This window comes from Ruegeria sp. CJ3 (assembly GCF_056536725.1).
In genome coordinates, this window is record NZ_JBQFQE010000012.1 from 40,997 (window position 1) to 59,813 (window position 18,817).

Annotated in this window: 20 protein-coding genes and 3 tRNA genes; 4 read left to right on the forward strand and 19 right to left on the reverse strand. The window is 60.8% G+C overall.

Annotated features, from left to right (window positions below; translation table 11 throughout):
• Positions 1 to 117 precede the first annotated feature (117 nt).
• From ACR0J1_RS17535 to ACR0J1_RS17545, 3 genes are all read left to right on the forward strand, one after another.
• Entirely contained in the window at positions 118 to 2,184 is a 2,067-nt protein-coding gene (locus tag ACR0J1_RS17535) for a TRAP transporter large permease subunit (protein WP_480733989.1), read from the forward strand.
• A 14-nt stretch (positions 2,185 to 2,198) separates the two neighbouring features.
• Complete coding sequence (gene dld, locus ACR0J1_RS17540; RefSeq protein ID WP_480733990.1) at positions 2,199 to 3,881, forward strand: D-lactate dehydrogenase; 1,683 nt, start codon at positions 2,199 to 2,201, stop codon at positions 3,879 to 3,881.
• Between the two features lie 143 nt (positions 3,882 to 4,024).
• Positions 4,025 to 5,881 (forward strand): SLC13 family permease, encoded by a 1,857-nt coding sequence (locus ACR0J1_RS17545; protein ID WP_480734058.1) that lies wholly within the window; start codon positions 4,025 to 4,027, stop codon positions 5,879 to 5,881.
• Positions 5,882 to 5,938: 57 nt separating this feature from the next.
• On the opposite strand, the gene ACR0J1_RS17550 is transcribed toward ACR0J1_RS17545, so the two are convergent.
• From ACR0J1_RS17550 to ACR0J1_RS17630, 17 genes are all read right to left on the reverse strand, one after another.
• A tRNA-Phe gene (locus ACR0J1_RS17550) sits at positions 5,939 to 6,013 on the reverse strand.
• Between the two features lie 79 nt (positions 6,014 to 6,092).
• Positions 6,093 to 6,263: a DNA gyrase inhibitor YacG gene (locus tag ACR0J1_RS17555; RefSeq protein WP_480733991.1), complete on the reverse strand. Its 171-nt coding sequence runs from the start codon at positions 6,261 to 6,263 to the stop codon at positions 6,093 to 6,095.
• Entirely contained in the window at positions 6,260 to 7,282 is a 1,023-nt protein-coding gene (locus ACR0J1_RS17560) for a ribonuclease E/G (protein ID WP_480733992.1), read from the reverse strand. The genes ACR0J1_RS17555 and ACR0J1_RS17560 overlap by 4 nt, the downstream gene beginning before the upstream one ends.
• Positions 7,279 to 7,857, reverse strand: a complete 579-nt coding sequence (locus ACR0J1_RS17565) for a Maf family protein (RefSeq protein WP_480733993.1) — start codon at positions 7,855 to 7,857, stop codon at positions 7,279 to 7,281. The genes ACR0J1_RS17560 and ACR0J1_RS17565 overlap by 4 nt, the downstream gene beginning before the upstream one ends.
• Positions 7,858 to 7,867: 10 nt before the next feature.
• Positions 7,868 to 8,086 (reverse strand): translation initiation factor IF-1, encoded by a 219-nt coding sequence (infA, locus tag ACR0J1_RS17570; RefSeq protein ID WP_005978431.1) that lies wholly within the window; start codon positions 8,084 to 8,086, stop codon positions 7,868 to 7,870.
• Positions 8,087 to 8,178: 92 nt separating this feature from the next.
• Positions 8,179 to 9,054, reverse strand: coding sequence for a carbon-nitrogen hydrolase family protein (locus tag ACR0J1_RS17575; RefSeq protein WP_480733995.1), 876 nt, complete (start codon positions 9,052 to 9,054; stop codon positions 8,179 to 8,181).
• Positions 9,055 to 9,183: 129 nt separating this feature from the next.
• On the reverse strand, positions 9,184 to 9,837 hold the full coding sequence (locus ACR0J1_RS17580; protein ID WP_480733996.1) for a hypothetical protein: 654 nt from the start codon (positions 9,835 to 9,837) through the stop codon (positions 9,184 to 9,186).
• A gap of 179 nt (positions 9,838 to 10,016) precedes the next feature.
• Positions 10,017 to 10,610, reverse strand: coding sequence for a GNAT family N-acetyltransferase (locus tag ACR0J1_RS17585; protein WP_480733997.1), 594 nt, complete (start codon positions 10,608 to 10,610; stop codon positions 10,017 to 10,019).
• Positions 10,603 to 11,001, reverse strand: coding sequence for a ketosteroid isomerase-related protein (locus ACR0J1_RS17590; RefSeq protein WP_480733998.1), 399 nt, complete (start codon positions 10,999 to 11,001; stop codon positions 10,603 to 10,605). The genes ACR0J1_RS17585 and ACR0J1_RS17590 overlap by 8 nt, the downstream gene beginning before the upstream one ends.
• Positions 11,002 to 11,220: 219 nt before the next feature.
• Entirely contained in the window at positions 11,221 to 12,840 is a 1,620-nt protein-coding gene (locus ACR0J1_RS17595) for a glycosyltransferase family protein (protein WP_480733999.1), read from the reverse strand.
• 94 nt (positions 12,841 to 12,934) lie between these two features.
• Positions 12,935 to 13,393, reverse strand: a complete 459-nt coding sequence (locus tag ACR0J1_RS17600) for an arsenate-mycothiol transferase ArsC (RefSeq protein WP_480734000.1) — start codon at positions 13,391 to 13,393, stop codon at positions 12,935 to 12,937.
• Between the two features lie 3 nt (positions 13,394 to 13,396).
• Positions 13,397 to 13,876, reverse strand: coding sequence for a UPF0262 family protein (locus ACR0J1_RS17605; protein WP_480734001.1), 480 nt, complete (start codon positions 13,874 to 13,876; stop codon positions 13,397 to 13,399).
• Between the two features lie 87 nt (positions 13,877 to 13,963).
• Positions 13,964 to 15,265 (reverse strand): histidinol dehydrogenase, encoded by a 1,302-nt coding sequence (gene hisD / locus ACR0J1_RS17610; protein ID WP_480734002.1) that lies wholly within the window; start codon positions 15,263 to 15,265, stop codon positions 13,964 to 13,966.
• 60 nt (positions 15,266 to 15,325) lie between these two features.
• The gene (locus ACR0J1_RS17615; RefSeq protein ID WP_480734004.1) at positions 15,326 to 15,847 is read right to left on the reverse strand and encodes a GNAT family N-acetyltransferase; all 522 of its coding nucleotides are present in this window, start codon (positions 15,845 to 15,847) and stop codon (positions 15,326 to 15,328) included.
• Positions 15,844 to 16,320 carry a DUF2948 family protein gene (locus ACR0J1_RS17620; protein WP_480734005.1) on the reverse strand — a complete coding sequence of 159 codons (477 nt, stop codon included), beginning with the start codon at positions 16,318 to 16,320 and terminating at the stop codon, positions 15,844 to 15,846. The genes ACR0J1_RS17615 and ACR0J1_RS17620 overlap by 4 nt, the downstream gene beginning before the upstream one ends.
• Complete coding sequence (murA, locus tag ACR0J1_RS17625; protein WP_480734007.1) at positions 16,317 to 17,585, reverse strand: UDP-N-acetylglucosamine 1-carboxyvinyltransferase; 1,269 nt, start codon at positions 17,583 to 17,585, stop codon at positions 16,317 to 16,319. The genes ACR0J1_RS17620 and murA overlap by 4 nt, the downstream gene beginning before the upstream one ends.
• Positions 17,586 to 17,591: 6 nt before the next feature.
• The gene (locus tag ACR0J1_RS17630; RefSeq protein ID WP_480734008.1) at positions 17,592 to 17,741 is read right to left on the reverse strand and encodes a hypothetical protein; all 150 of its coding nucleotides are present in this window, start codon (positions 17,739 to 17,741) and stop codon (positions 17,592 to 17,594) included.
• A gap of 83 nt (positions 17,742 to 17,824) precedes the next feature.
• Here ACR0J1_RS17630 and ACR0J1_RS17635 point away from each other — a divergent pair.
• Positions 17,825 to 17,899: transfer RNA gene (locus ACR0J1_RS17635), tRNA-Thr, on the forward strand.
• 368 nt (positions 17,900 to 18,267) lie between these two features.
• On the opposite strand, the gene ACR0J1_RS17640 is transcribed toward ACR0J1_RS17635, so the two are convergent.
• Together ACR0J1_RS17640 and ACR0J1_RS17645 are read right to left on the reverse strand one after the other, a co-directional pair.
• Positions 18,268 to 18,343: transfer RNA gene (locus ACR0J1_RS17640), tRNA-Ala, on the reverse strand.
• 138 nt (positions 18,344 to 18,481) lie between these two features.
• A complete protein-coding gene (locus tag ACR0J1_RS17645; RefSeq protein ID WP_480734009.1) occupies positions 18,482 to 18,808 on the reverse strand; it encodes a TIGR02300 family protein in 327 nt (108 codons plus the stop codon).
• Between the last annotated feature and the right edge of the window lie 9 nt (positions 18,809 to 18,817).

Consider the following 18,817-nt stretch of genomic DNA (forward strand, 5'->3'; position numbering starts at 1 on the left):
GCGTTGATCTGGGGGCGGCATCCTTCCGCCGCCCTCAGGCCCTTCAGATTTTCGACCTTTTCCGAACACTACCGGGCGCATTCACGTCCCCACCGCCTAACTCTCGAGGAGGAGACAATGGCCGAGACCCCGCGTCATCAGGACGACCCGATTGAAGTCTATGAGAGCCTTCTTGAACATGGCGAACCCGATCGCCAGAAACTGGCCGTTGCCATCGACAATGGCGTCAAGACAGTCGGCCATGTTGTCATGTGGGCCAACCTGCTGCTGGTGGCCGCCATCGTGTCGCAAGTGGCGATGCGCTATCTGCTGAACCAGAACTATCCCAAGCTGGACGAGATTCAGTGGCATTTCTACGGGCTGGTGACGATGATCGGCATCTCATATGCGCTGGTCACCGACAGCCATGTGCGGGTCGATTTGCTGCATATGCAGCTCAGCCAGCGGGCGCGCCGGATCATCGAGATCATCGGAATCTTCACCCTGCTGGTGCCATTCATCTATCTGATGATCGATCAGGGGTATGATTATTTCTACGAAAGCTGGCGGGTGAATGAATCCTCGGACAGCCCCACAGGTCTGCCTGCCCGCTGGGCTCTGAAAGGCGTGATCCCGGCCAGCTTCATCCTGCTGGCGCTGGCAGCGGGCGCGCGGCTGATCCACGATTTCCACGCCCTGTTCGCCAATCTGGACGAAGAACGTCAGGGCAAGGGCCTGCGTCTGATCATCTGGGCGCTGCTGGGCTTTGCCGTGGTGGCAACCGCGCTGACCTTTCTGGTGGAAACGACCGAGGAAAAGCTGGTCATCGCCATGTTCCTGACCTTCATCGCGCTGCTGTTCACCGGCTTCCCCGTCGCATGGACGCTGGCGGGTGTTGGTGTCGCCTATTGCGGGCTGGCCTATCTGTTCGACAACGGCATGATGAACTGGACCGGGCTTGAGGAAACGCTAACCGGTCTGGATTATCTGACGCTGGGCGCGGTGGTGAACCGGGTCTATGCCACCATGTCGAACGCCGTTCTGGTCGCGCTACCGATGTTCATCTTCATGGGCCTGATGCTGGACGAATCCGGCGTGGCCGAGCGTCTGATGACCTCGATGCAGCGCCTGTTCGGCACGGTGCGCGGCGGGCTTGCCATTACCGTGACGATGATCGGTATCATTCTGGCCGCCTCGACCGGCATCATCGGAGCCTCGGTGGTGCTGCTGGGCGTGCTGTCGCTGCCCTCGATGATGGAGCAGAAATACAGCCCCTCGCTGGCCGCTGGTGTGGTCAGCGCCTCGGGGACGCTGGGCATTCTGATCCCGCCCTCGATCATGCTTGTGATCATGGCCGACCAGATGGCCCTGTCGGTGGGTGACCTGTTCATGGCCGCCGTCTTCCCCGGCGTGATCATCGGCGCGCTGTACCTGACCTATATCTTCGTGATCGCCCTGATCAAACGCGACGTGGCCCCGGTGCCCGAGGGTGCAAAGCGCCCCGACTGGGCCGCCGTCAAGGACGTGCTGATCGCCGTTCTGCCGACGCTGGCGCTGATCCTCGCGGTGCTGGGTTCGATCTTCGCAGGTCTGACCACACCGACCGAAGCCTCGGGCGTGGGCGCATTGGGCGCCACCCTGCTGGCGCTGGGGTATCGCAAGCTGACGCTGGCGAAACTGTTGAACGTGCTGAAAGCCACGTTCAACACCACCGCCTATATCTTTGCGATCTTCCTTGGCGCGACCGTATTCTCCTACGTCCTGCGTGAACTGGGCGGCGATGCGCTGATCGAAGAGATGATCCAGGGTACGGGTTTCGGCCCCAACGGCACCGTCTTCATGATCCTGTTCATCGTCTTCCTGCTGGGCTTCGTGCTGGACTGGATCGAGATCACGCTAATCGTCCTGCCCCTGATGCGCCCCATCGTGAATGGGCTGGGTCTGGACATCGAAGGCTTCGGCGTCATGGATGAGCCTGCGCTGGTGTGGTTCGTGATCCTTGTGGCGGTGACGCTGCAGACCTCGTTCCTGACACCTCCGGTCGGGTTCGCGCTGTTCTACCTGAAAGGCGTCTGCCCGCCCGAGATCAAGCTGACCGATATCTACAAAGGCATCATCCCCTTTGTGATCCTGCAGCTGACCGGTCTGCTCTTTGTCTTCCTCTGGCCACAACTGGCCACGTGGCTCCCCTCGGTCGCGTATTGACGGAGGGCTGAGCGATGACCGACACCGATCTGATCCAGCGCTTTCAGGCCATTTGCGGGCGGCGGCATGTGCTGACCTCGGCCCGCAGCACCCGGCGGTTTCGCCGGGGGTTCAGATCGGGCGAAGGCGATGCGCTGGCGGTGGTGCAACCCGCAACGCTGCTGGAGCAATGGCAGGTGCTGCAGGCCTGTGTCGCCGCCGACAAGATCGTCATCATGCAGGCCGCCAATACCGGCCTGACCGAGGGATCGACCCCCAAGGGCCGCTATGATCGCGACGTGGTGCTGATCAACACGCGGCGGATGGATGACCTGCATCTGATCAATGACGGCAAGCAGGTCATCAGCTTTCCGGGCAGCACCCTGTTTGCGCTGGAAAAGCTGCTGGACCCGATAGGGCGGCAGCCGCATTCGGTGATCGGGTCTTCGTGCATCGGGGCCTCGGTTGTGGGCGGGGTGTGTAACAATTCGGGCGGGTCGCTGGTCGAACGCGGCCCGTCTTATACCGAATTGTCGCTGCATGCCCGCATCACGCAGGACGGCCAGCTGGAGCTGGTCAACCATCTGGGGATCAATCTGGGCGACAGCCCCGAAGACATCCTGACCCGCCTGCAGAACGGCGATTTCAGCGCAGCGGATATCGAGACCGACAACCGCAAAGCCTCAGATACCGACTATGCCCGGCGCGTGCGCAATGTGGACGCCGATACGCCCGCGCGTTTCAACGCCGACAAGTCACGCCTTTACGAGGCTGCGGGTTGCGCCGGAAAGCTCGCCGTCTTCGCCGTCCGGCTGGACACCTACCCCAAGAACGATGCCGAGCGCACCTTCTATATCGGCGCCAAAGAGACCAGCGCCCTGACCGAACTGCGCCGCCGCATCCTGTCGGGCTTCAACACCCTGCCCGTCAGCGCCGAATACATGCATGAAGAGGTCTTCGACATCTCGGACCGCTACGGCAAGGACACGATGGTGATGATCGACAAGCTGGGCACGGACCGGCTGCCGACCTTCTTTGCGCTGAAAGGCGCAGTGGATGCCCGGCTTGAAAGCATCCCGGGGCTGGCGAATTTCACCGACCGGTTCATGCAGTTCGCCATGCGCTTCTGGCCCGATATTCTGCCCCGACGGATGCGGGCCTATCGCGAACGCTATCCCCACCACCTGATCCTGAAAATGCGCGATGGTGGCATTGACGAGGCGCGCGCCCTGCTGCGCGAGATGGTGGATGACGAACAGCTGGATTTCTTCGAATGCGACCCGCGCGAGGCCAAGATCGCCGGTCTGCACCGCTTTGCCGCTGCCGGGGCCGCGATCCGCTATATGAAAGTGCACGCGCATGAGGTCGAAGACATCATCGCGCTGGACATCGCCCTGCGCCGCAACGACGCGGACTGGTTCGAGGAACTGCCTGCCGAACTGACCGATCAACTGGTCAGCAAGCTGTATTACGGCCATTTCATGTGCCACGTCCTGCATCAGGACTATGTGGTGAAGAAAGGTGCCGACCCAAAGGCGCTGAAGGCCGCGATGCTTGAGATTCTGGATCGCCGCGGGGCCGAATACCCGGCCGAGCACAATGTCGGACACCTCTATCCCGCCAAGCCCGATCTGGCGGCGTTCTACAAATCGGTGGACCCGACCAACAGCCTGAACCCCGGCATCGGCAAGATGTCCCGCAACAAGCATTATCGCTGATCCGCGCCCCCGCCCGACAACACAGTGGCGGCAGCGCGCGGAAAATCCATGACAAATCAGGGGTGATCGCCTAGACATATCAATTACGCATTTGAGCAGACCAACCGGGGGGCGCATTGGAACAACTGGCCTTTTCGTTCGAGATGGGCGTCGTCTGCGCGCTGCTGGCGTTTACGGTTTTCCTGTTCGTGTCCGAGATCGTGCGGATTGATCTGTCGGCCATTCTGGTTCTGGTACTCGTCGGGCTGCTCAGCTATGCGCCGGGGCTGGAAAATCTGGCCGATGTCCCGCATCTGTTCGACGGCTTCGCATCGAACGCGGTTATCTCGATCATCGCGGTCATGATCGTGGGGGCCGGTCTGGACAAGACCGGGCTGATGAACAAGGTCGCGGCGGTGATCCTGAAATATGGCGGCACGTCGGAGAACCGGGTACTGCCGATCATCTCGAGCACCGTCGGCGTGATCTCGTCCTTCATGCAGAATGTCGGGGCCGCCGCGCTGTTTCTGCCGGTTGTCAGCCGAATCTCGTCACGCTCGGGCATCGCGCTATCGCGGCTGCTGATGCCGATGGGGTTCTGCGCCATTCTCGGCGGCACCATGACCATGGTCGGCTCATCCCCGCTGATCCTGCTGAACGACCTGATCCAGACCGCCAATAGCGGCCTGCCCGAGGCCCAGCAGATGCAGCCGTTCGGCCTGTTTTCCGTCACGCCGATCGGGGCCGCGCTGATCCTGACCGGGATCGCGTATTTCCTGCTGCTGGGCAAATGGGTCCTGCCGGGCGATGCCGGATCCGAGAACACCGGCACCGGGCAGGGAACGCAGGAATATCTGCAGCGGGTCTACGGGCTGAAGGCAGATGTGTTCGAGGTCGTCGTCCCCGCCGACAGCCCGCTGGTGGGGCAGGTTCTGGCCGATATAAACCACGAAAATCACCTGTATATCATCTCGACCTTCTACCGGGGCAAAACCTCGATGGTACAGGTCCTGACCGCTGAGATCGCCGCCCCCTGCCGGCTGGCCATCATCGGCCGGCGCTGGGTGATCGAGGAATTCGCGCAGAAATTCGGGCTGACGGTGCTGCCCGATCTGGATGTCTTTGTCGAAGAGTTCGCCGCCACCAATGCAGGCATTGCCGAGGTGGTCGTGACCCCCGACAGCAAGCTGATCGGCAAATGCCCGCGCGAGCTGCTGTTCCGAAAGACCTATGGCATGTCGCTGCTGGCCATCCACCGCGGCGAGGAAACCCTGAGCCATGTCGAAACGGACACCCACCAGTCGACCCAGATCGGGCTCGAGAAATTCCACGCCGGGGACATGCTGGTGGCCCATACCCGCTGGGACAACCTGATGCGGATCAAGCGCGACCCGGATTTCGTGGTCGTCACCTCGGATTTCCCGCAGGATGAACTGCGCCCGCAGAAAGTCGGCTGGGCGCTTGGGTTCTTCGCCCTGTCGCTGTCGCTGATCCTGTTCACCGATGTGCGGCTGTCGCTGTGCCTGCTGACCGGTGCAGCGGGCATGATGCTGACCCGCGTCCTCAGCGTCGACGAGGCCTATCGCGCCGTCGGCTGGAACACGGTGTTCCTGCTGGCCTGCCTCATCCCGCTGGGTCAGGCGGTGCAGAACACCGGTACGGCGGCCTGGATCGCGCAGCAGATCATGGTTCTGCTGGACGGCTGGCCGATCTGGTCACTGCAGGCGGGCGTCGCCATTCTGGCAACCGCCTTTTCGCTGGTGATGTCGAATGTGGGGGCAACTGTCCTGCTGGTCCCGCTGGCGGTTTCCATCGCCGTGGCAGCGGGGGCCAATCCGGCAGTGTTTGCCCTGACGGTGGCGATATCGACCTCGAACAGCTTTGTCATTCCCACCCATCAGGTCAACGCGCTGATCATGGGGCCTGCGGGCTATAAGGTGATGGACTTCGTCCGCTCAGGCGGCGTCATGACCGTGCTGTTCCTGATCGTGTCGCTGCTGATGCTGAACTTGTTGTATTGAGCGCTGATGAGGTGCAGAGGCGCCCGCGGCCAAAGATCAAATCTGCGGTGTTTGAAGTGGTGCCCGGGGGCGGAATCGAACCACCGACACGAGGATTTTCAATCCACTGCTCTACCCCTGAGCTACCCGGGCACGGGAACGGCATTTGCCGTTGGGTGGAGGCCTTCTATGACTTGCCACAGGCGGTGTCCAGAGGCTTTTTCAGATTTTTTCAGTGCGGACGCGGCGGGTTGGTGTCGTCGGGTTCGGCGTCCTCTTCGCGCTGCGACGGAACCGCGTAGGACCCGTTCAGCCATTTGGCCAGATCGACGTCCGCGCAGCGTTTCGAGCAGAAGGGACGAAAGGGGCGGACGGTCTTGTCGCCGCAGATCGGGCAGCTCATTTCAACGCCTCCGTCAGGGGGATGCGGCCTCGTTTACGTTGCAATTCGTAATGGCCAAGCGGGGTCCAGCCGGCCAGAACGGTCTCGTCCGGGTCAGCCTTGAAGGCCGCGCGCAGGGCTGATTCAAAGCCGCGGCGGTCTTTCTTGGGCATGGGTGCCAGATCCAGCGTGATCTGGCCCGCAAGCCCGCGCACCCGCAACGCCCGCGGCAAAACTTTCGCGCAGGCGAAATTGGCGCGGGTTCCTGCCGCCAGAGAGGTATCCGAGCCGGTATTCACATCCACCGCCACCAGCGCCCGGGTCGGCTGAATATAAAGATGTCCTCCGCCGGGCAGCGGCTCGCTGATCCCACGGGAGATATCAAGTGCGTCCAGCACGCCATGCGCCTCGAACCCGCCGGGAGCCGTTACCACCTCGGCCGGATCGGTCCAGTCGCGCCAGGCCAGGATATGCGGACCGTCGCCCTCGCTGAGGGTCTCGGGCCCGGTGCCCGCATCGTTCAGCACCTGATCGGCCTGCGCCCGCATGGCCGAGATGTCCTCGGCGATCTCGGCGGCGTCCGCATCGCGGCAGCACGAGCGCAGGATCAGACCATGGGCGCTGCCCTCCATCTCCTCATGGGCGATCTCGAGCAGGCGGTCGCGCAGATCGTCGTCGCGGATGCTGCGCGAGATGTTCAGACCGGGCGCATCAGGCGTGACGATCGCATAGCGACTTTTGAACAGGATGCGGTTCGTCACCGGAATGGCCTTGCCCGGTTCGGCATAACCCGTCACCTGCACAAGCAACGTGGCGCCGGGGGGCAACCCCTTGACCTGCCTCAGAAAGGCCGGGCCGTCGGGGGTCGACAGGAACATGCCGCCCTGCCCTTTGACCGGACGTTCGGCGCGGGCGCGGTAGATGGTGCCGGGGGGCGGCAGGTCGGTGGCGATCAGGAAATCGTCAAGCACGCCGTCCACCATCAACGCGGCGGCCTCGCGGTCTTGGATGTGGTCCAGAACGATGGTGCGGCCCTTCATGTGACCTCGCGATACAAAGGATAGCCGATGCCCTGCAGCAGGGTGGCCGTTTCGGCCAGTGGCAGACCCACGATGCCGGTGAATGAGCCCGAAATCCAGGGAATAAACGCGCCTGCGGGGCCCTGGATCGCATAGGCCCCGGCCTTGCCCTGCCAGTCGCCGGTCGCCAGATAGGCGTTGATCTCGAGATCCGACAGACGCTTGACCTTGACCTGCGAGACCACGTCGCGCTGCAGGATTCGGTCGCCCCGCCGCACCGCGACCGAGGTGATGACCCGGTGGCGGCGACCGGACAGGGCGTGCAGGAATTCCGCCGCCTCGCCCGCATCGGCAGGCTTGCCCAGAATGCGACGACCCAGCGCCACCGTGGTATCGGCGCAGAGGGTAACATCATCGCTATCCGCCTGAACTGCCTGCACTTTTGCCCGAGTGATGCGGTTGCAATAGGGCACCGGCAGCTCGGCCTTCAGGGGCGTTTCGTCAATGTCGGGGGCACGGATGGCATCGGGCTGCACGCCAAGCTGCGCCAGCAGGTCCAGCCGCCTTGGGCTGCCCGATCCGAGGATAAACGCCATGTGTCAGGCGTTATTTGAAGCGGTAGTTGATCCGACCCTTGGTCAGATCATAGGGGGTCATTTCGACCTGCACCTTGTCGCCGGCCAGAACACGGATGCGGTTTTTGCGCATCTTGCCTGCCGTATGTGCGATGATCTCATGGCCGTTTTCCAGCTCGACCCGAAACGTCGCATTAGGCAGGAGTTCCTTCACGACACCGGGAAATTCGAGCGTATCTTCCTTGGCCATGTTGTCTCCATAGTTACGTTGCACCTGCAGAATCTGCGGGCGATGTGCGCTTAAATGAGCCTATTTCGCCCTTATTTCAAGGGCGGAATCGCCTAAAGGGAGGATATTGTGACTGAATTAACCCGCGGGGACTGCTCGGCCCAATGGGTGCGGTTGAGCACATGGCCATCGGCGCGGACGGCGGCGATGGCGGCCGGATCGACCTCGGCATAGGTCCAGCCGGGCTGGTTCGTTGCGCCCTCCGCCAGCACGCCGGTCTGTGGAAAGCCCTTGTCGGGCGGGCCGAAGATGCCGCCGGTGCCGGTGTTTTGGTCCACGGCCTCGGACCAGTCATTGTTGCCGACCAGCGACGCCATGACCGTAACGCATTGATTTTCCAACGCTCTGGCCATCGCTCCGATACGGACGCGCCAATAGCCCGACAGCGCCTCGGTGCAGGAAGGGACAAGGATCAGATCGGCCTCGTGCAGGGCGTGACCCAGCAGCGGAAACTCGCTGTCATAGCAGATCAGAACGCCGATTTTGCCTAACGCTGTGTCGAAAAGTTTCAGCGGACCGCCGGGGGCGATGTCCCAGGTTTCGCGTTCGAACCGGGTCATGATCTGCTTGTCCTGATGGTCCATGCGTCCGTCCGGCGCGTAGAACGCGGCGCGGTTCACCGGGCGGCCCAATCCGTCGATGACGGGGGCGGAAGCGCCCAAAATGTATGTTTTGTACGTCTTTGCGAGGCGCTGATGTATGTTTTGTACATCTTCCATCCGCTCGGAAACCGCCCGGATCGAGCGTTCCAGATCACCCGCCACCCCGGGCCCGTCCAGCGTCGACAATTCCATCGCGCCGTATTCGGGAAAGACCAGAAGCTCGCCCCCCTGACCGGCGGCATCCGAGACCCAGCGTTCGAGCTTGTCTTCGTACTGCGCCCAACTGTCGAGCCAGTTGAGGTCATAGGCGGCGGTTGCGATTTTCATGGGCGCTTCCAAGATTGAGTTGCGCAGACTTTATTAGAGGAGTTCGCGGGGTGTACAGGCCGAACAGATCAAACGGTGCAATCGCACCCCGTTTCTACGACAAGGCCCGCGCCGATCAGATCGCGTGACTTAGGAATCAGACGCGCTGACCTGGCGTAGAACTTGAACAAACCCGGCCAGAAACACCGCCTCGGCCATCAGCTTGAACACCTCTTCAAGCGCCCGGAGCGGCAGTTTGTAATCCGGGATATTGGCGTCAGGAATTCCGAGCCAGAGGAAGACTACGTTATCATTTGTTGCCAGATCCAGCACCACCGAGGCTGCAAGACACGCAAAACCAACCATTAGGAACCGTAGCAACGCCCTGAAGCGCAAAAGCTCCTTGCGGTAGAGATACAAAACCCACGCGCCGACAAGGCCGTAGAGAGCAATCAGGATGTCGTCCAACCGATCAGTCAGGCGAGTCTCGGTTATTCCGAAATACTGATGAAAGGCTTCGTCCAACCTCTCGTGAATCAATAGACCTTCGTCAAAAGCCAGAAAGACAAACCCCAGCGAAATCAAAAGCCAGATGGCGTATCTGCGCCGATGCAGGAAAATGCGGAAGCTGACAAATCCGATCAAGGCGAGCAGAAGGATGGAGATATGTGTTCCCACCGCCCCTTCGCGGTAAAACTTGGTGGGGTTATTCCGGGTAATATAGCCAATCACAACCATCAGAAAGTTCAGGATTGCAACAGTAATAATGATGTGCCGCGACGACACATGCCTTAATCCAAGCACTTGGGACCCCTTAGATATTCGCGTTTGCAGCCGGGTTAGAAATCGACGGGCTGCGGAGTTTCGAAACGAACCTTCGGCCAAAACCGGCCTCGTCAAAGCGGCTGCTAACATGCGCACCAAACGGTCGCAAATCACATTTGATCTACTGTTACATTCAGTGTGGCAGGCCGGACGCGGTGCTACAGATCCCTGATCCAGAATTGCAGCGGCTTTTGGGTCTCGCGGGTCTCGTCCACATCTTTCCACAAAAACTGCGCCACCACACCGGGCAGCGGTTCATAGCCGCGGGCGCGCCAGAACGGGTCCAGTGGCCGGTAATCGGTGGGGCGCATCGGGTGGTCGTCGGGGCGCTGCACGGCGCAGAAGGCAGATTTTACGAACCCCAGCGCGCGGGCGTGCGCCTCGCGGTGATCAAAGAACCTATGCCCGATGCCCTGTCCGCGATAGCCCGGCAACAGGACGGATTCCGCGCAATAGAAGATATCGCCAAGGTCCAGCCCGCTGCCCGCGAAGGCTGCGGCAAAATCATCGGCGTGATCGGTCAGCGGTGCGCCGGTCGAGGCACCGACCAGCCTGCCCCCGTCAAACGCGCCAACGACGATGGCCTTGTCGCTGTCGCGGTAGGATTGCAGGTAGTCCCGCTCGTAGGCCAGATCGCCATCGTAGAGATAGGGCCAGTCGCGGAACACCGCAATCCGCAGGCCCGCCACATCGTCCAGCGCGGCCTCAAGCGCCGCACCGGTCAGGGGCCGGACGTCGGTGATCTCAGCCATTCGAGACCTGTTTGGTCCAGTCGGCGAGGTTGTAAAAAGTGGTCACGCGGGTGATCTTGCCATCCTTCAGATCAAAGAACGACCCGGCAGGCAGACGATAGGTCTGACCATGCGCTTCGGGCAAGCCCTCATCGGTTTCCAGATAGGTGCCGTTAACGATGAACTCGGCCGCAGCGCGGGTGCCGCCTTGGGCTTCGAATATCACGATATCGGTCAGGTTTTCGCGGTAGCAACGGTTCATATGGGCGCAGAAGGCGGCGAATTTCTCTTTGCCGACGCGGATCTGTCCTTCGTTGACATGATGGGCCACATCGTCGGACAGGCAAGCCAGCATGGCCTCGACATCACCGGCGTTAAAGGCGTCGAAATAGGTTTTGACGGTCGGGTTCATGGTCGCTCCATTGGTTTGCCCCAGCGGTCTTTCAGATGCTTGATGATCTGATTGCGGGTCTGCGGTAGTGCCGCATCGCTACGTGATGCTATCGGATTTCGAATATCTGGAATAGGCGCTGGCAGAAGACCAGCACTATGTCAGAACATTGTGTTTTCGCTCTGATGAAGTAAGCAAACTCTCCAGTTTCGAGGATTGATCGCAGCAATGTTGAATATCTTACTGGCCCGCCGCATTTTCCGATTGCACCAAGGCCCTATCTGCATGTGAAATTATGTGCTTTGCCCGAGCGGAAAAACTTTCATCTTCAGCTATCTCGAGCGCGAATGCCTGTCGATCCGCTTTCATCGTCTCACTCTCACCTTCGATCTCTTCCACGGCCTTTGCAAATTCTTCGGGGGTGCTTGCTATTTTCACGAAAGGGGCCAAACGTTTGGGCACATCTATCTGATCACAAATAACCGGCGCCCCACATGCAAGTGCATCAAAGATGCGGTTTGACAAGAAACCAGCGCGCGCCATGCCCTTATTGTGATCACATAAAACAATCTTGGCCCCTCGATAGAGCTCTCCCAAACTGTCGTTTTCGATCACAGGCGCAATCACGTCTTTCAGCGCAGGTGTCTCTTCCCAATGCCTGCCCCAAATACGGATCGGAACCTGAGCGTCATGTGCCATCTGCACAATGGGGCGCAGCTTGCCGCGTGAAAAGTGGTTGTTTCCGACAAAAACTATACCGTTTCTCGGCGCATCGATCTCGGCCGGATACATAATGGCGGAATCAAATGCCTGCGGTAGATATGAAGCCTGATACCGGTCTGCAACAACTTGCGATGCAACGAAAAGATGATCCATCAAATCGATCTCATCCTGGTATAGCGGCGGCTTCCCAGGATAGATATGCCACATAAGACAAGGCGTGCTGCCGCGAGGATCGTAAACCTTGTGCCCGCGCAAAACCAAGTCAACCTGATTGGGTTCGGGCGGGGTATCCCAAAGGTCACGCGTATCCACCCGGGCCCGCCAACGGCCCTCTGAATGGGCTTCAACGGCTTGGGCGAGGCCCCTGGCGAAATGGAAGTCGCCCCAATGTGCCTTTTCACTCGCATCTGGCGTCGAGGATTTGATCGCAAGCAGGCGCGGCGTGGTCGCCGAAGTCGTATCTTCCGCTGCAGTCAACCCGCACAAGTCGCAGAATTTCGCCAACCCGAAGGTCTCGAGCGTCAGTTCCATGTACTGGGCTACGATTTCGTCATAAGCTTCGACCAAGGTCGTATTTTCTGGATCAAGGTTCCGGATCTCAACGAGACCGGTGGGCGCATAGGGCGTGACTTGTACATCCAGATCAGGGCGCCACTCCTTTAAGATTGGAACCAGCTTCCATACGTCCCCGGTCCAACTGCGGGTCCTGCTTTTGTCCCAAGTGCGTTCACAGATGAGCCCATTCCACGGCACGCAATCATGAAGCAATACAACACCATCACGCGACATCTTTGACTCTGTATTGATAAAGTCGCGCAGAAGATATTCAAAAAGGTGCATTCCATCCAGAAACGCCAGGTCAAAGATCAACTCCAACTTGTCGAGAATGTTGGACGCAAAAAAGTCGTCGCTGGTCTGTTGAAAAAGATGGATGACGGATTTTCCATCAAGCGCACCAGATCTAAGATCAAACGCTGGATCTACAGCAACCGAAGGGCAGCGCGCCATGCTCAGGCTGGCACCACTTTCCGTCCCAATCTCAAGATAAGCCGCAGGCTGTATCTCTGAATGGAGCTCTGGGAGCCGTTCAAAATAATGCCTCGGCCCCATTTTAGGGTATCCCGGATCCGCAACCACATTGCGTTCCCCACGTATCTTCCGTCTTACAGCACGCATCACGTTAAATCACCACTGAGCTATTGTTTATTCAAGCCGACTTTGACTGTTTGGTTCATGGTCGCTCCGTTGGTTCGCCCCAGCGGTCTTTCAGATGTTTGATGATCTGATCGCGGGTCTGACGGTAGTGACGTAGCTTTTCCTCGCGGGTCTCGCCTAACCCGGTAGGGTCCATAATTGGCCAATAATCGACATCGAGGTGAAAAAACCGCGTCAGTTCCAGCGCCTTTCGCTGGCTGGCGGGCGACAGGGCCACGATCAGGTCGAATGAGCTGAGGTCATCGCCCCATTCCTCCATCTCGTCGAAAGAACGAGAGCGGTGGCGCGACAGTTCCACGTCAATTTCCTGACAGGCAGCGATGCAGAAGCCGTCAATCTCAAGATCGTTATGGACACCGGCGGATTGCACATAGGTGCCGGTGCCGTAGAACTTCTTCATGATGCCCTCGGCCATGGGCGAGCGGACCGAGTTATGGTCACAGCAGAACAGGATCGACTGCGGCAGCGGCGTCACCCGTTAGCCCCCGAAATGCAGCACGCAGATCAGCGTGAACAGGCGGCGGGCGGTGTCGGTGTCGATATCGGCTTTGCCCTCAAGTCGTTCCTGCAGGACGCGGCTGCCTTCGTTGTGGATGCCGCGCCGGGCCATGTCGATGGTTTCGATCTGGCTGGGCGGAAGGTTTTTCACAGCGTTGAAATAGCTTTCGCAGATCTGGAAATAGTCTTTGACCACCTGACGAAAGGGACCCAGCGACAGGTGAAACTCGGCCGCTTTTTCGCTGGCCTCGGTTGCGATATCAAAGACCAGCCGTTTGTCGCGGATCGACAGTTGCACGTGATAGGGACCCTCGGGCGCGGGGCGTTCGTCGCGCTTGGGCAGGGTGAAGGTGTTCTCTTCAAGCAGATCATAGATGGCGACCTTGCGCTCCTGCTCGATCTCGGGGGTCGGCGGGGGCAGGTTTCGGTCGTCCAGTTCGATATGCGAAATTCGGGTCATCTTTACGGTCACAATCCTTGCGTCTGCACAGACCTATAACAACGCGTTTGGTTGAGCAACGCACCAAAGCGCCAGCGCTTTGGGTCTTTAGTCGTTCAAGCGGCTCAGGCGTGCCGTGACCGACAAGCCATGCGCCTCAAGGCTTTCGGATTGGGCCAGCTTTTCTGCCGCCGGACCGATGGCGCGCAGGGCTTGCGGCGTCATCTGGCTGAGCGTGGTGCGTTTGAGGAAATCCATCACGCTGAGGCCCGAGGAAAACCGCGCCGAGCGGGCCGTGGGCAGGACGTGATTGGGGCCGCCGACATAATCGCCGATGGCTTCGGGTGTGTATTGGCCCAGAAAGATCGCGCCTGCATGGATGGTTTTTTTGCTGAGTGCCACGGGGTCGGCCACGCAAAGTTCAAGGTGTTCGGGGGCGATGCGGTTCGACAAGGCGGCGGCCTCATCCAGATCGCGCACGGTGATGACTGCGCCAAAATCGCGCCAGCTTGCGCCCGCGATGGCACGGCGCTGCAGGGTTTCGAGACGCTTTTCGACGGCCTGTGCGACGGCCTGACCAAAACCGGCATCGTCGGTGATCAGAATGGATTGCGCGCTTTCGTCATGTTCGGCCTGGCTGAGCAAGTCCAGCGCGATCCAGTCGGGGTCATTGTCCTTGTCGGCGATGACCAGAATCTCGGACGGGCCCGCGATCATGTCGATGCCCACCTTGCCGAACACGCGGCGTTTGGCGGCGGCGACAAAGGCATTGCCGGGCCCGGTGATCTTGTCGACCGGCGCGATCGTGTCGGTGCCATAGGCCAGCGCGGCAATCGCCTGCGCGCCGCCGATGCGATAGACCTCATCCACGCCCGCCAGTTGCGCGGCCAGCAGGACCAGCGGGTTCGCCTGCCCGTCGGGCGTGGGCACGACGATGGCCAGCCGCCCAACCCCCGCCACCTTGGCCGGGATCGCGTTCATCAGCACCGAGGACGGGTAGGAGGCCAGACCACCCGGCACATACAAACCCGCCGCCGAAACCGCCGACCAGCGCCAGCCGAGCGTTGCGCCCGCCGCATCGGTCCATTCCTGATCCTCGGGCATCTGGCGCGTGTGATAGGCACGGATACGATCTGCGGCCAGTTCCAGCGCGGCGCGGTCCTCGGGCGTCACCTGCGCGACCGCCTCAGTGATCTCATCGGCGCTGAAGGCCATGGTTTCGGGCGTCAGCTCCAGCCGGTCGAATTTCGCGGTCAGTTCCATCACTGCCGCGTCGCCGCGGGTGCGCACGTCGTCGATGATCTGCGCCACCACCGCATCCACATCGGGGCTGTCCTCGCGCTTGGCCGATAGCAGCGCCTGAAACGTGGGCTCGAAATCGGGCGCGGTGGTGTCGAGGAAAACGGGCATGGTGGTACTCCGAGAGGCGTTTCATCGGGTCTTATCGCCCGCGCGGGGTCTCCTCAACCCTCAGCCCGAGGGGTGCAGCGATTTGCGCATCGGGAATTGGGGGATGCCATGCCAGTCTGCGGGGTCGCCGTGATCATGCCACCCCCGCGCAAGATAGAAGTCATGCGCGGTTTTTGTGGCGTCCAGATGTGCCTGCCTGCAGCCCTGCGCGCGCAGGGCATCTTCGATCCGGGTCAACAGCGCAGAACCAAGCCCGCGCCCGGTGTGATCGGGATCGACATAGAGCAGGGTGATCTCTCCGCCAGCGCGCAATCCGCCGACCGCTGCGACCTCGTCGGCCCGGGTTGCCACCCACAGCTCCGCTCCGCCGTCGATCCAGCTGCGGATGCTGGCCGGGTCCTTGTTGGCGGTCCACTGACCGAGCTTTTCGGGATCATCCAAATGATCGGCCTGACAAAGATCGCGGATCGAACGGGTCAGCACGCGGCTCATGCCAAAGACATCGAACACGGTCGCCCGGCGCAGGTCGACGCCGCCGGGCGGTGCCGGAAACGCCTGCGAAATGCCGCGTTTGTTGTTCACTCGGGGTGATGCGGGGCGTGGCCCGAGGGGGCGATATAGGGTCGGGTGACGTCCTTGAGCGTGGCGTCCACCGCCTCGACCGTCAGACGGATCGCGCCGTCGCCGGCCAGTGTCAACAGGATCTGGCCCGCGCCATCCTCGGCCGGTTCAAAATCGACCGACAACAGCGACAGGATCATGTCCTTGTCGCTGCGGTCGATGCCCTGACTGGCGACCGACAGGACCGAGCCGAACATCAGCACCGCCTGCACCCGCTCGAACGCGCGGCCGCGTTTGGTGGCGGCGTCGCGGTCCTCCCACCGGAAACGGTTCAGCAGCAGGGCAAAGCGGCGCTGGGCCGGTTGCCATGTCATCTCGGTCACCGGGAAGATCGCGTCCTGCGTGAGCGTCGCGATCACCTGCAGGTCATCGGCATCCTCGGCCCCGAGGTTCAGCGGCGCCTCGCGCCCGTCGTGAAAACTTGCGTCTGTCATTCGCCCTTGATCCGTTCAATCCTTGCGCCCACGCCTTCCAGCTTGCGCACCACATGCTCATATCCGCGGTCCAGATGATAGACCCGGCTGACCACCGTTTCCCCTTCCGCCGCCAACCCGGCCAGGATCAGCGAGACCGAGGCCCGCAGGTCTGTCGCCATCACCGGCGCGCCTTTCAGGCGTTCGACCCCGGTCACGGTGGCGGTGCCGCCATGCACCTCGATTTCAGCGCCCATGCGGACCAGTTCAGGGGCGTGCATAAAGCGATTCTCGAAAATACGCTCTTCAAGAACGGACACACCTTCGGCAGTACACATCAGCGCCATCATCTGCGCCTGCAGATCGGTCGGGAAGCCGGGGAAAGGTTCGGTGACCACATCGACCGCCGTTACGCGGCCATTCTTGCGGGCGACTTTCAGGCCCTTCTCGGTTTCCGTGACGCTGATCCCCGCCGCATCCAGCTTGGCCGCGAAGGATTCAACCAGTCGCATCCGACCACCCAGCAATTCGACCTCGCCACCGCAGATCGCGGGGGCCAGCATATAGGTGCCCAGCTCGATCCGGTCGGTCACGACCTGATGGGTTGCGCCATGCAGGCGGTCGACGCCTTGAATTTCGATGGTCGAAGTCCCCTCGCCGGAAATCTGCGCGCCCATCTTGCGCAGGCATTCGACCAGATCGACGATCTCGGGCTCACGCGCCGCGTTCTTCAGCACGGTCGTTCCCTTGGCGAGCGTGGCGGCCATGACGATGTTCTCGGTCGCGCCCACGGATGCAAAACGCATCTCATGCACCGCGCCTTTCAGGCCACCGGGGGCGTTGGCGTGCAGATAGCCGTCTTTCAGCTCGATCTCAGCCCCAAGCGCTTCTAGCCCTTCGACATGCAAATCCATGGGCCGCGCGCCAATGGCACAGCCGCCGGGCAGCGAGACAACCGCCTGCCCGAACCGCGCCAGCAGAGGGCCCAGCACAAGGTTCGAGGCGCGCATCTTGCGCACGATATCGTAGTCGGCGACGTGGCTGGTCAGGTTATGGCTGGACATCGCGATCACCTGCCCGTCCTGCAGCGCAGACACTTCCGCCCCCAGCGATTGCAACAGGGCGGTCATGGTCTTGATGTCGCTCAGACGCGGCGCATTGGTCAGCGTCAGCGGTTCTTCGCTGAGCAGCGTTGCAGGCATCAGCGTGAGGCACGCATTCTTGGCCCCCGCGATCGGAATCTGCCCGTTCAGCGGGCCGTTACCCGTCACCAGAATCGAATCCATCTGCTCTTATCCCTCGTCTTTGCCGGCCTTGCCCGTCGCCCGCGCCTTGGCCTGCGCCTTGCGCCGCGCCATGTTCGCCTTGAGCGCCGCCTTGAGGCGGTCTTCGCGCGTCTCGCTGGATTTGCCGTGTTTTTTGGGTGAATTTTTCTCTGCCATTGTCTTTCTCTACAGGAGACGTAAAAAACCGTCCAGACACCCTTGCGCCGCGTTTCGTTTGAGTCTAATCACCCGCCCACGATGCTGCTGTAGCTCAGAGGTAGAGCACTCCCTTGGTAAGGGAGAGGTCGAGAGTTCAATTCTCTCCAGCAGCACCATGATTTCCCGAAAATACATGCTAAAAACCCTTGAAGAACAAGGGCTTTTGACGTTCTCCGGTTTCCGGTTTTCCGAGAATTGGCGTTCGCCGTATTTTGGGAACCGCATTAAGATGCGGTGAAGTGCGCGAAACTGCACGGAAAATCCGTGCAAAATCCGTGCAGCTTGTTCCCGCCACGTTCTGCAGATCCCGGACGATTCGACCCGCTGTTCGCGCCACCATGCAGCCGGGTCCGGGCAGCAGATGACCAGAGGTGCTTGACGGAACTCGCGGAGGTCAGCTCTGAAAGGTGCCAGATACGTGGGAAGCTGCGGCTTGCACCACACCACTTCGGTGCGGTCAGTCTGATCGAAATGTCAGGGATTTTGGTGGAGCCTAGGGGAGTCGAACCCCTGACCTCTTGCATGCCATGCAAGCGCTCTCCCAACTGAGCTAAGGCCCCATGCAGGTACCGCCGCGGCGGTGGACGGACGTTTATGAGACGCCGCAGGTGAGTTCAAGCCCAAAAAGCGGAAACAGCGAAAAAGTTTGCCGCCGACCCGGGCAGGAAACGAGGCGGCACGGGCCGCCTCTGGTCCGGTCAGTTTTCGTCTTCCGACGACATATCCTTGATGTCGTCCAGCGAGACGTTGTCGCCGTCGTCGTCATCGTCGTCCAGCAGATCATCGTCCAGCTCGACATCGACGTTGTCGTCATCTTCCAGCACGATATCCTCGTTCGAGGACGCCTCGCGCGCTTTGACCGAGGCCGCATCTTCCGCATCAGCAGCGATCATCCGGCTTTTGCCGGTTTCCAGTTCCACGACCTCACCCGTGTAGGGGCTGACGATCGGGTCCTTGTTCAGGTCGTAAAAGCGTTTGCCGGTGGTCGGGCAGACACGCTTTACGCCCCATTCTTCCTTGGGCATATCAAATCC

Excerpts from the sequence above, each read along its gene's own strand:
- ACR0J1_RS17565 (WP_480733993.1), bottom strand. The coding sequence starts at position 7,857 with ATGGCGTTTATCCTCGGATCGGGCAGCCCAAGGCGGCTGGACCTGCTG.
- ACR0J1_RS17585 (WP_480733997.1), bottom strand. The coding sequence starts at position 10,610 with ATGGCTGAGATCACCGACGTCCGGCCCCTGACCGGTGCGGCGCTTGAG.
- infA (WP_005978431.1), bottom strand. The coding sequence starts at position 8,086 with ATGGCCAAGGAAGATACGCTCGAATTTCCCGGTGTCGTGAAGGAACTC.
- ACR0J1_RS17555 (WP_480733991.1), bottom strand. The coding sequence starts at position 6,263 with ATGAGCTGCCCGATCTGCGGCGACAAGACCGTCCGCCCCTTTCGTCCC.
- ACR0J1_RS17575 (WP_480733995.1), bottom strand. The coding sequence starts at position 9,054 with ATGAAAATCGCAACCGCCGCCTATGACCTCAACTGGCTCGACAGTTGG.
- ACR0J1_RS17535 (WP_480733989.1), top strand. The coding sequence starts at position 118 with ATGGCCGAGACCCCGCGTCATCAGGACGACCCGATTGAAGTCTATGAG.
- hisD (WP_480734002.1), bottom strand. The coding sequence starts at position 15,265 with ATGCCCGTTTTCCTCGACACCACCGCGCCCGATTTCGAGCCCACGTTT.
- ACR0J1_RS17545 (WP_480734058.1), top strand. The coding sequence starts at position 4,025 with ATGGGCGTCGTCTGCGCGCTGCTGGCGTTTACGGTTTTCCTGTTCGTG.
- ACR0J1_RS17560 (WP_480733992.1), bottom strand. The coding sequence starts at position 7,282 with ATGAAGGGCCGCACCATCGTTCTGGACCACATCCAAGACCGCGAGGCC.
- dld (WP_480733990.1), top strand. The coding sequence starts at position 2,199 with ATGACCGACACCGATCTGATCCAGCGCTTTCAGGCCATTTGCGGGCGG.
- ACR0J1_RS17645 (WP_480734009.1), bottom strand. The coding sequence starts at position 18,808 with ATGCCCAAGGAAGAATGGGGCGTAAAGCGTGTCTGCCCGACCACCGGC.
- ACR0J1_RS17630 (WP_480734008.1), bottom strand. The coding sequence starts at position 17,741 with ATGGCAGAGAAAAATTCACCCAAAAAACACGGCAAATCCAGCGAGACG.
- murA (WP_480734007.1), bottom strand. The coding sequence starts at position 17,585 with ATGGATTCGATTCTGGTGACGGGTAACGGCCCGCTGAACGGGCAGATT.
- ACR0J1_RS17590 (WP_480733998.1), bottom strand. The coding sequence starts at position 11,001 with ATGAACCCGACCGTCAAAACCTATTTCGACGCCTTTAACGCCGGTGAT.
- ACR0J1_RS17620 (WP_480734005.1), bottom strand. The coding sequence starts at position 16,320 with ATGACAGACGCAAGTTTTCACGACGGGCGCGAGGCGCCGCTGAACCTC.
- ACR0J1_RS17605 (WP_480734001.1), bottom strand. The coding sequence starts at position 13,876 with ATGACCCGAATTTCGCATATCGAACTGGACGACCGAAACCTGCCCCCG.